An 18,234-nucleotide genomic window follows, 5' to 3' on the forward strand; every position below is an offset into this window, starting at 1 on the left:
AATGGCTAGAAAGTATTTTGGAACAGATGGAATTCGTGGTCGCGTAGGTGAGTATCCCATTACGCCTGACTTTATGTTGAAGTTGGGATGGGCTGCGGGCATTGCGTTTCGTAGTCAGGGTATCTGTCGTGTCTTAGTAGGTAAGGATACGCGTAACTCTGGTTATATGTTCGAATCTGCACTTGAGGCCGGCCTTTCAGCCGCTGGCGCAGATGTCATGCTTTTAGGGCCGATGCCAACGCCAGGTATCGCTTATCTTACACGTACATTCCAGGCTAATGCCGGCATTGTTATCAGTGCCTCCCATAACCCGTTCTACGATAACGGGATCAAGTTCTTTTCCGGGTTGGGCACTAAGTTGCCTGATGAGGTAGAGCTGATGATTGAGGAGTTACTGGATCAGCCGATGACTGTTGTGGAGTCTGCTCGCATCGGTAAAGTGTCTCGTATCAATGATGCCGCAGGGCGCTATATAGAGTTCTGCAAAAGTAGCGTGCCAGCGGGTACCAGTTTTGCTGGTATGCGGATCGTAGTCGACTGTGCTCACGGTGCGACTTACAAGATTGCCCCAAGTGTCTTCCGTGAGCTGGGTGCTCAGGTTAGTGTTATCGGTGCTCAGCCAGATGGTCTCAATATCAACAAAAATTGCGGCTCTACTCATTTAGGCGAGCTGCAGAAGGCTGTGCGGGATCAGCATGCTGATCTTGGTATTGCCTTTGATGGCGATGGTGATCGTGTGTTGATGGTTGATCATACAGGCGCAATCGTTGATGGGGACGAGCTCTTGTTCCTGATTGCGAAGGATCTCAAGGGCCGCAATCGCCTTGATGGTGGGGTCGTGGGTACTCAGATGAGCAATCTGGGGTTGGAGCTTGGTCTGGCTGAGTTGGGAATTCCATTTGCCAGGGCCAAGGTCGGCGACCGCTATGTCATGGCTGAGCTCTTGTCCAAGAAATGGACGCTAGGTGGCGAGAGTTCTGGTCACATTGTATGTTGCCAGTACACCACAACGGGCGATGCCATTATTTCCGCTTTGCAGGTTTTGATGGCATTGAGGCGCGCTGGGCAAACATTGGCAGAGGCGCGTAAGGGCCTCAAAAAGTATCCTCAAGTGCTTATCAATGTGCGCTACTCCGGAGACGTAGATCCCTTGGCGCATCCTGACGTACAAAAAGCATGTACAGAAGTGACTGAGCAAATGGCGGGTAAAGGGCGTGTTTTACTGCGTAAGTCGGGAACAGAACCGCTTGTTCGAGTAATGGTTGAAGGCAGCGACGAACGCCAGGTTCACAAGCATGCAGAAGCCTTGGCTAAGCTGGTAAGTGAGGTATGTGCTTGATTTGGCTTGTCAAAGCAAAAGAACTTAGATAATATCTGCGCCCACTTCGCTCACTGAGGCATTAGCATGCGCAAGCCTTTGGTCGCTGGTAACTGGAAAATGCACGGAACACGTGCAGATGTAGCCGAGCTGATAGAAGGGTTGAGTAAGCTCGCCTTGTCTGATGAAGTTGAGATGGTAGTGTTTCCGCCATTTCTGTTTATTGATCAGGTAGAGGTAGGCCTTGCGGATAGTAGTATAGGCCTCGGCGCACAAGATTGTGCCGTGCAGCCTGAGCAAGGTGCGCTCACTGGTGAGGTAGCAGCTTCTCAGTTGCGTGATGTGGGCTGTGGATATGTCCTTGTAGGGCATTCCGAGCGTCGTTTGATCTTGCTGGAAGATGACGATACGGTTGCAAAAAAGTTTGCTTCAGCCCAAAAGATGGGTATAGTGCCGGTCCTTTGTGTTGGTGAGACTCGAGAGCAGCGAGAAGCTGGTAAAACCTTTGACGTTGTTAAAGGGCAGCTCAAATCTGTAATAGATGTGCTGGGTATCGAGGCTTTTGAGTCTGCGGTTGTAGCCTATGAGCCTGTATGGGCGATAGGTACAGGATTGACAGCAACTCCTGATGAAGCTCAGGCGGTGCATCAGGAACTGCGACAGTTTATCCGCTCTTATAGCAGTGTTGTGGCTGATAAAGTTCGGCTGCTATACGGTGGAAGTGTAAAGGGCGGTAATGCTGCCGAATTGTTCGGTATGCCTGATATCGATGGTGGGCTTGTAGGTGGAGCCTCCCTAAATGCGAATGAATTTGGCGTGATTTATCACGCTGCTGGAAGTAAATGATGTTAGAAACTCTAGTTGTTGTCGTGCATCTGCTAATGGCGCTGGGGCTGGTTGTCCTGGTTCTTCTTCAGCAGGGTAAAGGTGCGGACGCTGGTGCTTCTTTTGGTGCAGGTGCTTCGGGTACTGTTTTTGGAAGCCAAGGCTCTGCTACCTTTTTGAGTCGTTTTACTGCTATACTGGCGGCGGTTTTTTTTGCTACTAGTTTAGGTTTGGCTTATTTCGCTAAGGAAAAAGCCAACGCGTTGCAGGAAGTGGGACTTCCTAAGCCTGCAGCCATGCAGCAGGCGCCTGAAGTTCAGAAGCCTGCGGCAAATGATGATGTTCCCATGTCACAGCAGAAACCTTTGACATCCTCAGAAGGTGATGTTCCGGGAAATCAGAAATAGTAAGAAGTTTTTGCCGAAGTGGTGGAATTGGTAGACACGCTATCTTGAGGGGGTAGTGGCCAACGGCTGTATGGGTTCGAGTCCCATCTTCGGCACCATATCTAAACACTGAAAATAGTGTCGTGAGCGTAAGTAGATTGACCTGAAAGAGACTCTTTCTTATACTTTCGCTCCAGCTTTGACGCGGGGTGGAGCAGTCTGGTAGCTCGTCGGGCTCATAACCCGAAGGTCGTAGGTTCAAATCCTGCCCCCGCAACCAGTCAACAAAGGCCCCTTTATAGGGGCTTTTTGTTAGCTAAACAATCAGGTCGTGCGTTCTTGCAGCGACCACAAGGGATGGGCGTTATCGCCCATTTTTTATTTGCACAGCATGCGTGAGGCAACCAGGTGTCGAGCAAGCTAGAACAGTTGCAAGCCATGCTGGCCCCCGTCATCGAAGCGCTTGGCTATGAATGCTGGGGCATCGAGTACATTTCCCAGGGCCGGCATTCTCTGCTAAGGGTCTATATCGATCATTCAAACGGAATTCTGGTTGAGGACTGTGAAAAAGTCAGTCGTCAAGTTAGCGGGATTTTAGACGTAGAAGATCCTATTCCGGGCGAATACACCTTGGAGGTTTCATCTCCAGGTATGGATAGACCTTTATTCACTCTTGAGCAATTCAACGCTTTTGTCGGTGAGCAAGTAAAAATAAGGCTTCGTTCGCCTTATGAAGGCCGCCGCAATTTTCAAGGCCTTTTGCGCGGTGTGGAAGAACAGGATGTCGTGGTTCAGGTTGATGACCATGAATATCTGCTTCCCGTCGAGATGATCGATAAGGCTAATGTCATTCCCCGATTTGAATAAGCGCAAATCCGCGGATCCCAAAGGATTGCGACAGGCGAGGCGTACGATGAGTAAAGAAGTTCTACTGGTAGTGGAATCGGTTTCCAATGAAAAAGGTGTTCCGCCCGGTGTCATTTTCGAGGCATTGGAGCTAGCCCTGGCCACTGCCACAAAGAAACGCTACGAAGAAGATGTAGAGCTGCGTGTGGCTATTAATCGCCACAACGGTAGTTATGAAACGTTTCGCTGCTGGACAGTTGTCAAAGATGAAGACTTTGATAATCCAGCAGCAAACCTGACGCTCGATGAGGCTCAGGAAATCAATCCAGATGCCAAAATTGGCGATCTGATTGAAGAAAAGATCGAATCCATAGAGTTCGGCCGCATTGCGGCTCAAACAGCCAAGCAAGTTATTGTCCAGAAAGTGCGTGAAGCTGAGCGTGCTCAGATTGTTGATGCTTACCGCGAGAAAGTGGGTGAGATCATTTCTGGTACAGTCAAAAAAGTTACGCGAGACAATGTAATCGTCGACTTGGGCAACAATGCAGAAGCCTTACTGGCCCGTGATCAGATCATCCCACGGGAAAACTTCCGTGTTGGCGTTCGGGTTCGTGCACTGCTCAAGGAAATCCGTACGGAAAATCGTGGCCCTCAGCTAATCCTGTCGCGCACAGCGCCTGAAATGTTGATTGAGCTGTTCCGGATTGAAGTACCGGAAATATCTGAGCAGCTGATTGATGTTATGGCCGCTGCTCGGGATCCAGGCTCGCGTGCAAAAATTGCCGTGCGCTCGAAAGACAAGCGTATCGATCCGCAGGGTGCCTGTATCGGCATGCGGGGATCGCGTGTCCAGGCCGTGTCTGGCGAATTGGGCGGTGAGCGAGTAGACATCGTTTTGTGGGATGACAACCCTGCTCAGTTCGTTATCAATGCCATGGCGCCTGCTGAGGTTGCGTCAATCATTGTTGATGAAGATACCCACACCATGGATATCGCAGTTGCCGCTGATAATTTAGCTCAGGCTATTGGTCGTAGTGGCCAAAACGTTCGCCTTGCAAGTCAATTGACAGGCTGGACGCTGAACGTGATGACCGAAGAGGACATCATGGCCAAGCAGCAGGCAGAGACGGGCGATATTCTTCAGCAGTTTGTAGACGAACTGGACGTAGATGAAGAGTTGGCTCAGGTGTTGGTTGAAGAAGGTTTCACCACGCTCGAAGAAATCGCCTACGTTCCCATGGAGGAAATGCTCAATATTGATGGTTTCGATGAAGACATCGTCAATGAGCTTCGTAATAGGGCTAAGGACCGCCTGTTAACCCGTGCCATCGCGACGGAAGAACAACTGGCTGACAAGAAGCCGGAAGAAGATTTGCTTAGTCTCGAAGGCATGACTGAGGAACTCGCGCTTGAGCTGGCGCAGCGAGGCGTTGCCAATCGCGAAGATCTTGCCGAGCAGTCCATTGATGACCTGCTCGATATTAACGGCATGAATGAAGAGCGTGCCGGCAAGTTGATCATGGCTGCCCGTGCCCATTGGTTTGAGTGAGCGGTGCTGCCTGAGGAGAAGAGTGCATGACGCAAGTCACGGTGAAAGAACTGGCCCAAACGGTCAATACACCGGTTGAACGCCTGCTGCAGCAAATGCGGGAAGCGGGTCTGTCCCATAGCAGTGCAGACCAGGTTGTGACCGACACTGAAAAGCAAAAACTGCTGTCTCATCTGAAAGGAAACACCAAGCTGGACGAACCGCGTAAAATAACGCTCCAGCGCAAGACTCAAACGACATTGAAGGTGTCTGGAAGCAAGACGGTTAATGTCGAAGTCCGTAAAAAGAAGACCTACGTCAAGCAAAGTCCCGATGAGTTGGCGACCGAACAGCAGCGTGAGCTTGAGGCGCAGCGCGAGGCCGAAGAGGCTGCTCGCTTGAAGGCCGAAGAAGAAGCTCGCCAGCGAGCAGAAGAAGAGATTCGCTTGAAGGCCGAAGAGGAAGCTCGCCTTAAAGCTGAAGAAGAAGCTCGCCAGCAGGCTGCTGCCAAGGCCGCTCAAGAAGTGGCAGAAGCGGCTGCGAAAGCCGCTACAGAAACCAAGCCCGAGGAAGTAGTGGAAGAAGTGGTTGCAAATAAAGCAGCACCGGCAGCGCCGGCAGCTGCATCTGATGAGCGTAAGCGCGAAGAACCGCGTCGTCCCGTAGCGCCGCCTGTAGCAGGCAAGCGGGATGAGGATGAGCGTCGCGATCGCAAGCATGCACAGCACCGTCCTTCCTTGAAGGAGAAGGATAAGGTTAGTAGTCCGCGCGTTGTTCGTAGCGCCGGCGATGATGAAGATGATGGTTTTGGCGGTCGCCGTGGCGGCCGAAACAAGTCCAAGCTCAAAAAGCGTAACCAGCATGGCTTCCAGAACCCTACAGGGCCGGTTGTTCGTGAAGTCGCTTTAGGCGAAACAATTACTGTTGCCGAGCTGGCCCAGCAGATGTCTGTCAAGGCAGCTGAAGTCATCAAGTTCATGTTTAAGATGGGCTCGCCTGCCACGATCAACCAGGTGCTGGATCGTGAAACCGCTCAGCTGGTTGCTGAGGAGCTTGGTCACAAGGTTAAGCTGGTTAGCGAAAATGCGTTGGAAGAGCAGCTGGCTGAGTCCCTCAAGTTCGAGGGCGAGCAGGTTCACCGTGCGCCGGTGGTTACGGTCATGGGTCACGTTGACCATGGTAAGACTTCCTTGCTGGACTACATCCGTCGCGCCAAGGTTGCAGCAGGCGAAGCGGGTGGCATTACCCAGCATATCGGCGCCTACCATGTAAACACTGATCGTGGCATGGTGACGTTCCTGGATACCCCTGGTCACGCAGCATTTACCGCCATGCGTGCTCGTGGTGCTCAGGCAACCGACATTGTAATTCTGGTTGTCGCTGCCGATGACGGTGTCATGCCACAGACAGAAGAAGCTATCCAGCACGCTAAGGCTGCTGGTGTACCGATTGTTGTTGCAGTAAACAAGATCGACAAGCCTGATGCAGATCCGGACCGTGTTAAACATGATCTGGCTGGGCGTGATGTCATCCCAGAAGAGTGGGGCGGTGATACTCAGTTTGTTCATGTATCTGCCAAAGCAGGTACTGGCGTTGATGAGCTGTTAGAAGCCATTCTTCTGCAGGCTGAAGTTCTTGAATTGACTGCAACACCTTCGGCTCCAGGTCGTGGTGTAGTAATTGAGTCGCGCCTTGATAAGGGTCGCGGACCGGTTGCTACTGTTCTGGTGCAAAACGGTACTCTGCGTCAGGGTGATATGGCCCTGGTCGGTGTTAACTTCGGTCGTATCCGTGCCATGCTCGATGAGAACGGCAAGCCGATCAAAGAGGCAGGTCCATCCATCCCCGTCGAAATTCTTGGCTTGGATGGCACGCCGGATGCCGGTGATGAGCTGACTGTTCTGACCGATGAGAAAAAAGCGCGTGAAGTTGCCTTGTTCCGTCAGGGTAAGTTCCGTGAGGTCAAGCTGGCACGTGCTCAGGCAGGCAAGCTCGAAAATATTTTCGAAAACATGGGCCAGGACGAGAAAAAGACGCTTAACATCGTTCTCAAGTCCGATGTGCGCGGTTCTCTAGAGGCTCTACAAAGCTCGCTAAGTGGTCTGGGTAACGATGAAGTTCAGGTGCGTGTTGTTGCTGGTGGTGTAGGGGGTATCACTGAAAGTGATGCGAACCTAGCGCTGGCTTCTAATGCGGTTCTCTTCGGCTTTAACGTTCGTGCCGATGCTGGTGCTCGTAAGATCATTGAGCAGGAAGGTTTGGATCTACGTTATTACAACGTGATCTACGACATTATCGAAGATGTTAAGAAAGCGCTAACGGGTATGCTGGGCAGCGATGTTCGCGAGAACATTCTGGGCATTGCAGAAGTTCGTGACGTCTTCCGCTCGCCGAAGTTTGGCGCTGTTGCAGGCTGTATGGTTGTTGAAGGCATGGTCCATCGCAATCGTCCGATTCGTGTTCTACGTGAAGATATTGTGATCTTTGAAGGTGAACTTGAATCTCTGCGTCGCTTCAAAGATGACGTGGCTGAAGTTCGTGCCGGCATGGAATGCGGTATCGGTGTGAAGAGCTATAACGACGTTAAGGTCGGCGATAAGATCGAAGTTTTCGAGAAGGTCGAAGTAGCACGCTCGCTGTAATTCACGCAAGCGAAAAGCCAGGAGCTGGAAGGTGCCGCAAGGCAGCTTCCAGCTTCGTCTTTTTAACAGCACCTGGCTTTAAGAGAGAGCGAAGATGGCTAAAGAATACACTCGTACTCAGCGCATCGGTGATCAGATGCAGCGTGAGTTAGCGCTTTTGATTCAGCGGGAAATTAAAGATCCTCGTCTGGGCCTGGTAACGATTACTGACGTCAATGTGGCGCGTGATCTTTCCCACGCCAAAGTATTTATTACTGTTTTGGGTAAAGATTCGTCTGAGGATATTGCCCAGAATTTAGGGATTCTGAATGAAGCCTCTGGCTTTTTGCGTCAGCAGTTAGGACGCGCAATGAAGCTTAGGACGATCCCGCAAATGCGCTTTCATTATGATGAGAGCATCCGTCGCGGAGCGGAACTGTCTGCGTTGATCGAGCGTGCAGTATCTGAAGATCGTCGTCACGAGGATGGAGAGTAAGCGTGGCGCAAGTGAAACGAATCCGTCGATCGGTTAACGGTATTCTGGTACTCGACAAGCCGAGAGGCCTGACCTCTAATGCGGCCCTGCAGAAGGTACGCTGGTTGCTTAATGCTGAAAAAGCGGGGCATACCGGTAGCCTTGATCCATTGGCAACAGGTGTTTTGCCGTTGTGCTTTGGTGAGGCAACAAAGTTCTCCCAGTATCTGCTTGATGCGGATAAAGGGTATGAAACGGTTATGCAGCTAGGTGTCACTACAACGACAGGTGATGCCGAGGGAGAAATCGTTGACCGTCGAGAGGTGAACCTTTACGCCTCGGCCGTAGAAGCAGCCCTGCCAGTGTTTCGAGGTGATATCCTACAGGTTCCGCCTATGTATTCGGCGCTGAAGCGAGACGGTCAGCCGCTCTATAAGCTGGCTCGTGCAGGCGAGGTGGTGGAGCGTGAACCGCGTTCTGTTACTATTAGCCGTCTCGAGCTGCTGGCGCTGACAACGGATCGCGCTACACTCGATGTGCACTGTAGCAAGGGCACCTACATTCGGTCCCTGGTCGAAGACTTAGGCCAGACGCTTGGTTGCGGAGCTCATGTAGCGGAACTACGCAGAACCCAGGCAGGCCCCTTCGCTCTGGCTCAGTCTGTAAGCCTTGAGGTGCTTGAAAAAGCGCACGAAGAAGGTGGTGCAGAAGCGTTGGATGCCTTCCTGCTCCCGGTTGATAGTGGTCTGGAGCACTGGCCGCTGCTACAACTGACCGAGCACACAGCCTACTATTGGTTGCATGGTCAGCCAGTGCGAGCGGCGAACGCGCCCAAATTTGGCTGGATGCGAGTACAGGATAATGAAGGTCGCTTCATCGGTATCGGTGAGGTGACTGACGACGGGCGTATTGCGCCGCGTCGTTTGGTTCGGTCGTAAGACTGATATGAGGGTGGCTGTTAACAGGCATGGTCATTCCTCTTCTCTGAACACGGGGGTAGTTCCCTCGGCCTGTTATATCTAGGAGCCCTATCATGGCACTTAGCGTTGAAGAAAAAGCCCAGATCGTTAGCGACTACAAGCGCGGCGAAGGCGATACCGGTTCTCCGGAAGTGCAGGTTGCTCTGCTGTCTGCCAATATCGACAAGCTGCAGGGTCACTTCAAGGCCAACAGCAAGGACCACCACAGCCGTCGTGGTCTGATCCGTATGGTTAACCAGCGTCGTAAGCTGCTGGACTACCTGAAGGCCAAGGACACTACTCGTTACAGTGACCTGATCAGCCGTCTGGGCCTGCGTCGTTGATCACGATGCAAGCTGGACGCTAGTCGCTTAAAAGCTGGGGGTCGGCTATGCCGGTTTCCAGCTTTTTTGCTTCATGCGTCCCCTGAGATCGCGCCGGGTCCGATACCCCGCCGCTCTCAAGATTTCCCCAAGGGCAATACAAGAAGGAAATACTGTGAATCCAGTAATCAAGACATTCAAATTCGGTCAGCAGACCGTAACCCTGGAGACGGGCCGTATTGCGCGTCAGGCCAGTGGTGCAGTACTTGTCAGTACTGAAGACGTTAGCGTTCTGGTCACTGTTGTGGGTGCCAAGTCTCCAGCAGAAGGCCGTGACTTCTTCCCGCTGTCTGTCCACTATCAGGAAAAGACGTATGCGGCAGGTCGTATCCCCGGTGGCTATTTCAAGCGTGAAGGTCGTCCAAGCGAAAAGGAAACATTGACCTCCCGCCTGATCGATCGCCCGATTCGTCCTCTATTCCCCGAAGGCTTCATGAACGAAGTACAGGTTGTCTGTACTGTAGTTTCTACCAACAAGAAGTCTGATCCGGATATTGCTGCCATGATCGGTACGTCTGCCGCTCTGGCTATTTCCGGCATTCCGTTCGCAGGCCCGATTGGTGCTGCACGCGTAGGGTTCCACCCAGAGCTGGGCTATATCATCAACCCAAGCTATGAGCAGCTTCAGAGTTCCAGCCTGGACATGGTTGTCGCAGGTACCTCTGACGCGGTTCTAATGGTTGAGTCCGAAGCGGACGAGCTGACTGAAGACCAGATGCTGGGCGCTGTACTGTTTGCCCATGAAGAGTTCCAGGTTGTCATCGAGGCAATCAAGGCATTTGCTGCTGAAGCAGGCAAGCCTACGTGGGACTGGCAAGCTCCGGTCGAGAACACAGCTTTGGTTAACCAGCTGCGTGCCGAATTTGGTGAGGCAATTTCTCAGGCTTATACCATTACCATCAAGCAGGACCGTTATGCGGCTCTGGGTGAGCTGCGCGATCAGGCTGTGGCCAAGTTTGCGGGTGAGGAAGAGGGTCAGTACAGTACCGCCGAGGTCAAGGAAATTTTTGGCCTGCTGGAATATCGCACTGTACGTGAGAACATCGTAGGCGGTAAGCCGCGTATCGATGGTCGTGATACCCGTACTGTTCGTCCGCTGAATATTGAAGTGGGTGTGCTGCCCAAGACTCACGGCTCCGCATTGTTTACGCGTGGTGAAACTCAGGCGCTGGTAGCGACTACCCTGGGTACTGCCCGCGATGCTCAGATCCTCGACATGCTGGAAGGCGAGCGCCGTGACACCTTTATGCTGCACTACAACTTCCCGCCTTTCTCGGTCGGTGAGTGCGGACGTATGGGTAGCCCAGGCCGCCGTGAAATCGGTCATGGCCGTCTGGCACGCCGTGGTGTGCAGGCTATGCTGCCTTCTCAGGAAGAGTTTCCTTACAGCATTCGTGTTGTTTCAGAGATCACTGAGTCAAACGGCTCAAGCTCCATGGCTTCTGTCTGCGGTGCCTCGTTGGCATTGATGGATGCTGGTGTTCCAGTTCGCGCTCCGGTTGCTGGCGTTGCGATGGGCCTGGTAAAGGAAGGCGACAGATTTGCTGTTCTGACCGATATTCTAGGTGATGAAGATCACCTTGGCGATATGGACTTCAAGGTGGCCGGTACTGACAAGGGCGTTACCGCTCTGCAGATGGACATCAAGATCAACGGTATTACCGAAGAGATCATGGAAGTCGCTTTGGCTCAGGCTCTAGAGGCTCGCCTCAATATCCTATCCCAAATGAATCAGGTAATCGCCAAGCCGCGTGCAGAGCTGTCTGCCAATGCACCGACCATGATTGCTATGAAGATCGAGCCGGACAAGATCCGCGACGTCATCGGTAAAGGCGGCGCTGTTATTCGTGGAATCTGTGAAGAAACCAAGGCGTCGATCGACATCGAAGATGATGGCAGCGTCAAGATTTACGGCGAAACCCGTGAAGCTGCCGAGGCCGCCAAACAGCGCGTTCTGGGTATTACTGCAGAAGCTGAAATCGGCAAGATTTACGTTGGTAAGGTCGAGCGCATTGTCGATTTCGGTGCGTTCGTAAATATCCTGCCTGGTAAAGATGGTCTGGTACACATTTCTCAGATCAGCGATCAGCGCATCGAGAAGGTTTCCGATGTACTGAAAGAAGGACAGGAAGTGAAGGTATTGGTATTGGACGTGGATAACCGCGGCCGTATCAAGCTCTCTATCAAGGATGTCGCAGCAGCTGAAGCTTCTGGCGCCTGATAGTTAGTAAGTTGAAAGCCCAGCCTTGGCTGGGCTTTTTTATGTCCGTTGTTCATGCAACTTGCATGTATTGCATGAACGATTTATTGCAATGTGCAACGGTTTATTAAAAAGCCAAATTGTTAACTTATTGATATTTAATGATTTTTTTATGAGGCCGACTTGGCATGCTGATTGCGATCATGATTAGTGCTAGCGCCAGGATACGGCGTACACTCAAAACAGGAGTCACACCATGAAGAAGACTTTCAGCCATTTCGCTCTTGCCGCCGCCGCTGTTACCGCTCTAAGCATGCCGCTTGCCGGAGGTGCGTTTGCTGCCACAAACCATCAAACGATGACGTTGGCCGCTAATGACAACGTGGAGAAGGCAGAGGAAACAGTTTCCGACACATGGATCACTGGAAAGGTGAAATCTTCTTTCCTTGCTGATGATCATATCAAAGGGACCGATATCAAGGTCGAGACCAACAAAGGTGTAGTCTCCCTTTCAGGTACCGTTGCGACAGACGCTCAGCGTGAGCTGGCTGTTGAGAAAGCAAAAAATATCAAAGGCGTTAAAGCCGTATCGGCTGATGGCTTGAAATCGGCCGAGTAATCTAAGGTGGCGGGCTTGAAGCCCGCCACTTTTAGTATCTGTGAGGTAAGTGCCATGTCTGGAAAAGCAGATGCCTTTGTGGATCTGATTGAAGTTTCTCGTAATGGCAGAACATTCTACGAGTCAGCGATCAATGCAGTGAGCAGTCCCCAGCTCAAAGCGTTGTTCTCTGAGATGGCTCAGATGAAAGCGGGTCTGGTTATCCTGTTAAGTAGCCAGACATCCTTGCATGGCAGGCAGCCTGCTAATGACAGTCTTTTTGTAAGCTCTTTCAAAGTGCTTTATGAACAGACCAGAGCTGCTCTGGCAGAAGCGGGGGATACCACCTATATTCAAGTATTAGAGGAGTCTGAGGACCAGCTTCTCCACCTGCTGGAACAGGCCATACACGATATGCCCGAACTGGAAGCCAAGCCGCTGGTTCAGGAGCAGCTACAAAAAGCCAAGCTGTGCCATGATCACCTTTTAGAGCTCAAGCTTCGCCTTAACGTGGCCTAATTACTGGCCGCGCTTGCTTTCAATCTTGAACAGCCGGTCGCCGCGAAACGTCAAATAGTGATACATGCCGTTCCATGGGCCATACACCCATTCTTCGACTTTAACGTCGCTGCGTCTTCTGTAACTGTCTACGATCTCAATGTAACCCAAGTTAGCACGGCTGCCGGGCCTTCCACATTTACGGTAAATTTCGCTGATATGGTCATCTGTATTGACCAGCTGACTACCGCATCGTAAGGACTCGGCATGAGCAGGCCACACTATGGTAGAGAGGATGAGCAGTACAGAGACTCGAAGAGCATTAAAGGGCATGAACAGGCTCTAATCACGTGTGAATTCGATGCTGACAAGTCGGTTGGCTTCAAATGTCAAAATGTAGATTCCACCATTCCAGGGACCGTAAACCCATTCTTCCCGTGTCGATTCCCTACGACCATAGTCACCCTGCGTGTAGCCTATAAAATCTCGATGCGCAGGTTCGCCGCATTTCCGTTGTACCTCAAACGTACGGTCGCCCCGGTTAACCAAGTTACTGCCGCAGCGGAGCGTGTCACCTAGCGCCACCGAGGCGGAGAGCGCTAGTAATAGGGCTATGGCGGTTGTGGTGTATCTCATCTGCTGTCCTAGCTACTGCCAAGATGAAGTTGTGCCGCGATACGCCCATTATTGCCTTGCTGGCTTGTATTGACATCAATTAAATAAATACGCCCTTCCTCAAGCCCGGTCTTTTCTACGAGGTATTGCTTGATGTTTTGAGCACGCGCCTGTGCCAGTCGTCGCAGAAGCAGATCACTCGTTTTCCATGAGTCAAGAATGGCGGCACTCAGACGCTGCTGCCGCTCGGTATCGCTCAGGTGTGTCCACTCGGCAGGCGGCTGTTGTTTAAGGCGGGTACGGTAAATCCCTTCTAGCAAGGCAGGTCGCATATCTTCCGGTACGGCAAGCTGGGTGGCATCTGCGGGAACCTTGCCGCCTCGCCGCTGCAGCAAATTGTAGTACTGTGTCTGGAATTCGCGCTCCAAGCGCTGCGCAGAAAGTGAAGGGCCGTCGATCTCAACCGCGCTACGGCCTTCTACATCCAGTTGCAGCTGCGGACGCCTTTTTAGCGCCTGGGCCAGCGTATCGAGCGACTGACGCGCCTCACCCGTCAAGTTGACCGAGGCCGCTTCAAAGGGTATCTCGTTGAGATCCGTTTCTGCTCGACCTGCCAGGCCTGCCAGCATCTTGAAGGGCGATTGGACGGCCCTTGCAATGACGTTGCGCATCGTTTGCCAGATGATGGGCGCCACGCTGAAGTTAGGGTCGTTGAGGTTACCCGCGACAGGGAGAGTCAGGTCAATTCTGCCGTGGGAGTCCTTGAGTAGCGCAACCGCAAGCCTGACAGGCAGGTCGACGGCATCAGGGCTGTCAATCCGTTCACCTAGCTCAAGTTGATCCAATACCAGATGGTTTTGAGCATCCAGCTTGCTGTTGTCGATCCGGTAGTTGAGATCCAGGTCCAGGCGCCCTTTGCGGATGGCATAGCCGGCGAATTTTCCGGAATAGGGCGTGAGGGTTGTAAGTTCAACATGACGGAATGCCGCTGTCACGTTGAGTTTGTTGAGCGGATCCAGTGGGTTCAGACGACCTTTGATATTGACGGGTGCAAAGCGATCCACCTTGCCGGTCAGGCTTATTTCCGCCGGATCGGAGGCCTTTGTATCCAGCGTGCCGATCTGACCGTTCAGCTCCTGAATAGCCGTTATGAAGCTGGGCGTAAGGCTATAGTCTGCAAAATTGGCCGAGCCGTTAACGACATGAATACCGCCGATGTGCAGGGTTAGCGGAGTGGTGTCGTCAGGTGCTTCGTCTTTGGGTTGAGGAATCAGCAGCTGACGAAAGTTAGTGGTCAGGTCTTCGTTGATAATAAGACGGGCATAGGGGCGCAGCAGGGTAATGTCATCAATGGCGAGACGCTGGCCATGCTCGTAGCTGATACCTTTTAGCGTAAGCGTTTGCCAGCGCAGGAAGTCACGCTGGCGCTGGGTATCTAGAGTATGCAGCTGGGTGAGCTGGGCCTGCCCGGTCACGGACAAGGCAAGAGGCGCTGTATCATGAAGGGAGAGATTGATGTCGCTTGCCAGCATGCCGCTCCGCACTTCAAGGCGGATATAGGGGGCAATATAGGCTTGGGCCAGACGCAGGTCGATATCATTATTCACGATATGCAGGCGAGCGGTCACAGGATTCAATGTCAGCTCACCGCTAACCTCAAGCTGCCCATGTAGACCAACTTGAGCGTTGAGGTTGACCGTGGTCGGCATTTGGCCTGCCAGATCAAGGTTGGACAACGCCAGGTTGATGTCCTTTATGTCCAGATCTACAGGTGCTGAAGCGGCCAGGTCTTTTAGATGAAGGCGGCCGCCTTGTAGGTCAGTCTTGCCAATGCTGATCTGCCAATTCGGTGTGTCGGGCAATGCCTCGGGTTGCTCTGGGAAGGTGAACAGCTTGGCCCAATCCAGCTGACCGTCCCGATCCCGAGATACCCAGGCCTCCAAGTTTCGGGTCTCGAGCTTTCCCAGATGGATCTGGCGTTTGGTCAGGTCCAGTGTGGCATCGGCAATAGCGAGGTGGTTTAGATGTATCTGTGGCGTGGCATTGACTGCTTTGCTGGAAAACTCATCAAGGCTCAGGCTGGTCTTGGACAGTTGTAGTTGAAAGGTATTTCCTGTTTCGAGGTGGTACTGAGCATGCCCATTCAACCGACCCTTATCGAGTGAAAGCGGTAGTGCTTCGCTGACGTAGGTCCACCAGGGGGCCAGCGCAGCCTCCTTGAGCTCCAGGGAGCCATTAAGGGTGAAGGGGACCAAGTGGAGCGTTCCTTCGCTTGTGAGTGCCCCATCCTGGCCTGCTTGGGCATTCAGGCTGTAGCGGCCTGGATTTTCTGTGCGGGTGCCGATGTTTTCCAGGGTCAGATCAATGGGGTTGAAACTGACTTCGACGGGCTGTTTGAGCTGTTGATCTCGGTAATGCACTTGGGCCCTCTGAAGGACAAGAGCATCGATGGTCAAGGGAAAGGGTGGCTCGGTTGCATTTGCCGTAGGCTTGTCTTGAGGGTCAGAACTCTCAGGCGTTTTAAACAGCTCGGTAAGATTTAGCGTACCGTCTTTCTCGAGCGTAACGTCGACAACGGGCTCTTCCAGCTCCAGACGCGCCAGATGTGCTTCCCTTCGCCATAAGCTGTTCAGCTCAAGGTCAGCATAGAGGCGCTTGGCTGCCAAGACGGGGTGTTCGGGAGAGCCAATGCGAAACCCTTTCAGTTCTACTTCAAATGTGAAGGGATTAAGGCTGATCTTATCGATCTGAGCAGGCTGCGTGGTGTAACGCGTCAACTGTTGGTTTGCAACGTGCAACGCAACGCGCGGGAGAATCAGAAAACCAAGCAGGCAATACAGCAGGAGGAGCGACAACACAATGGCGGCGCGTTTCAATGCTTTGGGCATGGCGTCTATCCATCAAGAGTGCTCTCCAGTATCGCACGTGCCGCTGTGGTGCCAACGGCAGCATGCGCAAAGCGTGATCGTTACAACTGTAAAATCAAGATCTTAAGGGGCGGTTGGCCGTCAAAGGACGGGAAGTCCTCGTCTGGCGCGATAACCTGACAGTCACGTACCGGTCTTCCCTGTTTGCTGGCGCAGCGCAGAATAGACTCGCGCCATTCTGCCATGGAGACTTTGGCCAGGTTGTTACAGCACACCAGGGTGCCGTTTTCGGCAGTAGCTAGGAGCGCTGGTTTGAGCAGGCTTTGATAGTCACGCTGAAGGTCTACCGTTCCAAAGGCACTTTTGGCCCAAGCCGGTGGATCAAGAAACACAAGGTCGAATTGCTTTGGGTCCAGGCGAGGATAACTGGGCAAGCGCTGGCCTCGACGATGAGTGATAGGTAAGCCGGCTAGCTGGCGAATAGCGGGGAAATAGTCCGACTGAACGAACTGCATGGGCGGCAATGAAGGATTGAGAGTACCGTTTTCCTGACCTACAGCCAGATTGCGCGTAGCGAAGTCCAGATTCCAGACCTCCTGCGCTCCACCAGCCGCAGCGCAGAGTCCTACACCGCAGGTATAGGCAAAGAGATTCAGGACTGACTTGTCCTGGCTGTTCTGCTTGACCCAGCCTCGCGCGTTACGCAGGTCAAGAAAGAGTAACGGGTCTTGGCCGGCATGGCGGCCCCGCACACGATAGGTCAAGTCCCATTCGTGAGCGGTGGTGGCCTCCAGTGCATCTGGTTCGGTTGTATGGGCGGTGCTGCTGCGATCAATCCGGGAATTGCCTTGCGACCGGTCGTTATAGACGAGAAATAATTCCTGGCCCAAAAAACGCTGAACCTGCTGATGCAGTGCAAGGATCACGTCATTTTCGACAGGGGCGTGAAAGCTCTGAATCAGTAATTGTGGGCCGTACCGGTCGAGCGTAAGTCCTGCTGCTCCCTCCTGTGATCCATGAAACAGTCGATAGCAGTCCGTACCCTGGGTATGGAGTCGTGCCAGGAGCGACTCACGGCGGGACAATGCTGAGTCCAGAGCGGAGAAAAGGGTTTGCATGGGCAGGCCTTGAAGCGAAGAGCAATAAAGGCGTACAGAATACAGATTATTGTGGGCGGCCGTGCGACCGATCAGGGCTTGGTGGGCTGACCCATGCGGCGGCGTGCCCGATGTGAAGAGCCGTTGCGAACCGCCCAGCGTAACAGGGGAGCTGTACGGTTGACGCCGGCCCTTACCAGATGCCGCTCCGCATGGCCGGGCAGGATATCCAGTTGCTGAGCGGCCCATTCGGGTAGCAGATCAATCCCTGCTCTCATGATCAGTGAACCGAATGGCTTGGCCAGCGCACTGGGGGCTGGGGCTGAGAGCAGGATCTGTGTAATCTCACGCGTACGTTCATCGCAGACCAGCTCTGGGCGCATCGTATTGAGGTAATGTTCGATTTCTATCCGTGATGCGGGGACTTGCTGAGCGCCCAGTTGCCTGGCAATCAGGGGAACTTCTCGGTAATAACGGTCCTGCTCCGCAAGGGAAAAGTGGGGATTGAAATAGCGAAGGTAGGCTTTCAGGAAGCTGCTCACCTCCGCGACATGTACCCACGTTAAAAGATCAGGATCATCGGCTGCGTAAGGGCGTCCATCCAGGGCAACTCCTTTGATATGGCCATGAATCATCCGGACTTTTTCGATCAACCGTTGTGCGTCGGCCTGGTTGCCAAAGGTAGTGGCGGCAATGAATTGGCCCGTACGCCGTAATCGGCCCAGCATATCTTCTCGAAAGCGGGAGTGATCCCAGACACCTGCCAGTGCCAAGGGATGCAGCATTTGCAGAAGCAGGGCGGCGACCCCGCCGATCATCATGCAGGTAAAGTCACTGTGTACCTTCCAGCAGGCGGAGTCAGGTCCGAACAGGCCAGGGTCCCCAGGTGGGTTCTCGTAATCGACTCCGCCCAGGCTTAGCCCGGTAAGGCTCATGACCTGACTTTCAATACGGCGTCGCAGGATTTCCATTACAGCCCCAAATGATGCTTCCTCACGTAAAGCTTAATGGATAACGA

General features: G+C 53.0%; 17 protein-coding genes and 2 tRNA genes. 14 read left to right on the forward strand and 5 right to left on the reverse strand.

Translation table 11 applies throughout. The annotated features are described in order from the left end of the window. The first annotated feature begins 1 nt into the window (after position 1). From glmM to PLU01S_RS18500, 14 genes are all read left to right on the forward strand, one after another. On the forward strand, positions 2-1,339 hold the full coding sequence (glmM, locus tag PLU01S_RS18435) for a phosphoglucosamine mutase (protein WP_010796805.1): 1,338 nt from the start codon (positions 2-4) through the stop codon (positions 1,337-1,339). A gap of 66 nt (positions 1,340-1,405) precedes the next feature. Then, positions 1,406-2,164 carry a triose-phosphate isomerase gene (gene tpiA, locus PLU01S_RS18440; protein WP_074829477.1) on the forward strand — a complete coding sequence of 253 codons (759 nt, stop codon included), beginning with the start codon at positions 1,406-1,408 and terminating at the stop codon, positions 2,162-2,164. Beyond that, positions 2,164-2,550, forward strand: a complete 387-nt coding sequence (gene secG, locus PLU01S_RS18445; protein WP_074829474.1) for a preprotein translocase subunit SecG — start codon at positions 2,164-2,166, stop codon at positions 2,548-2,550. Before tpiA ends, secG begins: the two co-directional genes overlap by 1 nt. Positions 2,551-2,562: 12 nt before the next feature. Next, positions 2,563-2,648, forward strand: a tRNA-Leu gene (locus PLU01S_RS18450). An 84-nt stretch (positions 2,649-2,732) separates the two neighbouring features. After that, positions 2,733-2,809: transfer RNA gene (locus tag PLU01S_RS18455), tRNA-Met, on the forward strand. A gap of 128 nt (positions 2,810-2,937) precedes the next feature. Then, positions 2,938-3,396: a ribosome maturation factor RimP gene (rimP, locus tag PLU01S_RS18460; protein ID WP_010796808.1), complete on the forward strand. Its 459-nt coding sequence runs from the start codon at positions 2,938-2,940 to the stop codon at positions 3,394-3,396. 46 nt (positions 3,397-3,442) lie between these two features. Beyond that, complete coding sequence (nusA, locus tag PLU01S_RS18465) at positions 3,443-4,924, forward strand: transcription termination factor NusA (RefSeq protein ID WP_010796809.1); 1,482 nt, start codon at positions 3,443-3,445, stop codon at positions 4,922-4,924. Between the two features lie 26 nt (positions 4,925-4,950). Continuing rightward, positions 4,951-7,545, forward strand: coding sequence for a translation initiation factor IF-2 (gene infB / locus PLU01S_RS18470; protein ID WP_010796810.1), 2,595 nt, complete (start codon positions 4,951-4,953; stop codon positions 7,543-7,545). Between the two features lie 94 nt (positions 7,546-7,639). Further along, a complete protein-coding gene (rbfA, locus tag PLU01S_RS18475) occupies positions 7,640-8,020 on the forward strand; it encodes a 30S ribosome-binding factor RbfA (protein WP_019366080.1) in 381 nt (126 codons plus the stop codon). A gap of 2 nt (positions 8,021-8,022) precedes the next feature. Beyond that, the gene (truB, locus tag PLU01S_RS18480; RefSeq protein WP_074829471.1) at positions 8,023-8,937 is read left to right on the forward strand and encodes a tRNA pseudouridine(55) synthase TruB; all 915 of its coding nucleotides are present in this window, start codon (positions 8,023-8,025) and stop codon (positions 8,935-8,937) included. 95 nt (positions 8,938-9,032) lie between these two features. After that, complete coding sequence (gene rpsO, locus PLU01S_RS18485; protein WP_074829470.1) at positions 9,033-9,302, forward strand: 30S ribosomal protein S15; 270 nt, start codon at positions 9,033-9,035, stop codon at positions 9,300-9,302. Positions 9,303-9,456: 154 nt separating this feature from the next. Then, positions 9,457-11,562 (forward strand): polyribonucleotide nucleotidyltransferase, encoded by a 2,106-nt coding sequence (gene pnp / locus PLU01S_RS18490; RefSeq protein ID WP_074829466.1) that lies wholly within the window; start codon positions 9,457-9,459, stop codon positions 11,560-11,562. 235 nt (positions 11,563-11,797) lie between these two features. After that, complete coding sequence (locus PLU01S_RS18495) at positions 11,798-12,160, forward strand: BON domain-containing protein (protein ID WP_010796815.1); 363 nt, start codon at positions 11,798-11,800, stop codon at positions 12,158-12,160. Between the two features lie 54 nt (positions 12,161-12,214). Beyond that, positions 12,215-12,658, forward strand: a complete 444-nt coding sequence (locus PLU01S_RS18500) for a PA2169 family four-helix-bundle protein (RefSeq protein ID WP_010796816.1) — start codon at positions 12,215-12,217, stop codon at positions 12,656-12,658. Here the strand turns inward: PLU01S_RS18500 and PLU01S_RS18505 are convergent, their stop codons facing one another. The 5 genes from PLU01S_RS18505 to PLU01S_RS18525 form a co-directional block, all read right to left on the reverse strand. Beyond that, complete coding sequence (locus PLU01S_RS18505) at positions 12,659-12,970, reverse strand: DUF2845 domain-containing protein (RefSeq protein ID WP_074829460.1); 312 nt, start codon at positions 12,968-12,970, stop codon at positions 12,659-12,661. A 9-nt stretch (positions 12,971-12,979) separates the two neighbouring features. After that, positions 12,980-13,273 (reverse strand): DUF2845 domain-containing protein, encoded by a 294-nt coding sequence (locus tag PLU01S_RS18510; protein WP_074829457.1) that lies wholly within the window; start codon positions 13,271-13,273, stop codon positions 12,980-12,982. An 8-nt stretch (positions 13,274-13,281) separates the two neighbouring features. Further along, positions 13,282-16,140 carry a DUF748 domain-containing protein gene (locus PLU01S_RS18515; protein WP_074829454.1) on the reverse strand — a complete coding sequence of 953 codons (2,859 nt, stop codon included), beginning with the start codon at positions 16,138-16,140 and terminating at the stop codon, positions 13,282-13,284. An 80-nt stretch (positions 16,141-16,220) separates the two neighbouring features. Further along, positions 16,221-17,237: a class I SAM-dependent rRNA methyltransferase gene (locus PLU01S_RS18520; protein WP_074829452.1), complete on the reverse strand. Its 1,017-nt coding sequence runs from the start codon at positions 17,235-17,237 to the stop codon at positions 16,221-16,223. Between the two features lie 71 nt (positions 17,238-17,308). Continuing rightward, positions 17,309-18,187: an oxygenase MpaB family protein gene (locus PLU01S_RS18525; protein ID WP_074829448.1), complete on the reverse strand. Its 879-nt coding sequence runs from the start codon at positions 18,185-18,187 to the stop codon at positions 17,309-17,311. Between the last annotated feature and the right edge of the window lie 47 nt (positions 18,188-18,234).

The sequence above is a fragment of the Pseudomonas luteola NBRC 103146 genome (assembly GCF_002091675.1).
Classification (GTDB): domain Bacteria; phylum Pseudomonadota; class Gammaproteobacteria; order Pseudomonadales; family Pseudomonadaceae; genus Chryseomonas; species Chryseomonas luteola.

Coding starts and splice junctions, on each gene's coding strand:
- glmM (WP_010796805.1), top strand. CDS start 2: ATGGCTAGAAAGTATTTTGGAACAGATGGAATTCGTGGTCGCGTAGGT.
- tpiA (WP_074829477.1), top strand. CDS start 1,406: ATGCGCAAGCCTTTGGTCGCTGGTAACTGGAAAATGCACGGAACACGT.
- secG (WP_074829474.1), top strand. CDS start 2,164: ATGTTAGAAACTCTAGTTGTTGTCGTGCATCTGCTAATGGCGCTGGGG.
- nusA (WP_010796809.1), top strand. CDS start 3,443: ATGAGTAAAGAAGTTCTACTGGTAGTGGAATCGGTTTCCAATGAAAAA.
- infB (WP_010796810.1), top strand. CDS start 4,951: ATGACGCAAGTCACGGTGAAAGAACTGGCCCAAACGGTCAATACACCG.
- rbfA (WP_019366080.1), top strand. CDS start 7,640: ATGGCTAAAGAATACACTCGTACTCAGCGCATCGGTGATCAGATGCAG.
- rpsO (WP_074829470.1), top strand. CDS start 9,033: ATGGCACTTAGCGTTGAAGAAAAAGCCCAGATCGTTAGCGACTACAAG.
- PLU01S_RS18495 (WP_010796815.1), top strand. CDS start 11,798: ATGAAGAAGACTTTCAGCCATTTCGCTCTTGCCGCCGCCGCTGTTACC.
- PLU01S_RS18500 (WP_010796816.1), top strand. CDS start 12,215: ATGTCTGGAAAAGCAGATGCCTTTGTGGATCTGATTGAAGTTTCTCGT.
- PLU01S_RS18505 (WP_074829460.1), bottom strand. CDS start 12,970: ATGCCCTTTAATGCTCTTCGAGTCTCTGTACTGCTCATCCTCTCTACC.
- PLU01S_RS18510 (WP_074829457.1), bottom strand. CDS start 13,273: ATGAGATACACCACAACCGCCATAGCCCTATTACTAGCGCTCTCCGCC.
- PLU01S_RS18515 (WP_074829454.1), bottom strand. CDS start 16,140: ATGCCCAAAGCATTGAAACGCGCCGCCATTGTGTTGTCGCTCCTCCTG.
- PLU01S_RS18520 (WP_074829452.1), bottom strand. CDS start 17,237: ATGCAAACCCTTTTCTCCGCTCTGGACTCAGCATTGTCCCGCCGTGAG.
- PLU01S_RS18525 (WP_074829448.1), bottom strand. CDS start 18,187: ATGGAAATCCTGCGACGCCGTATTGAAAGTCAGGTCATGAGCCTTACC.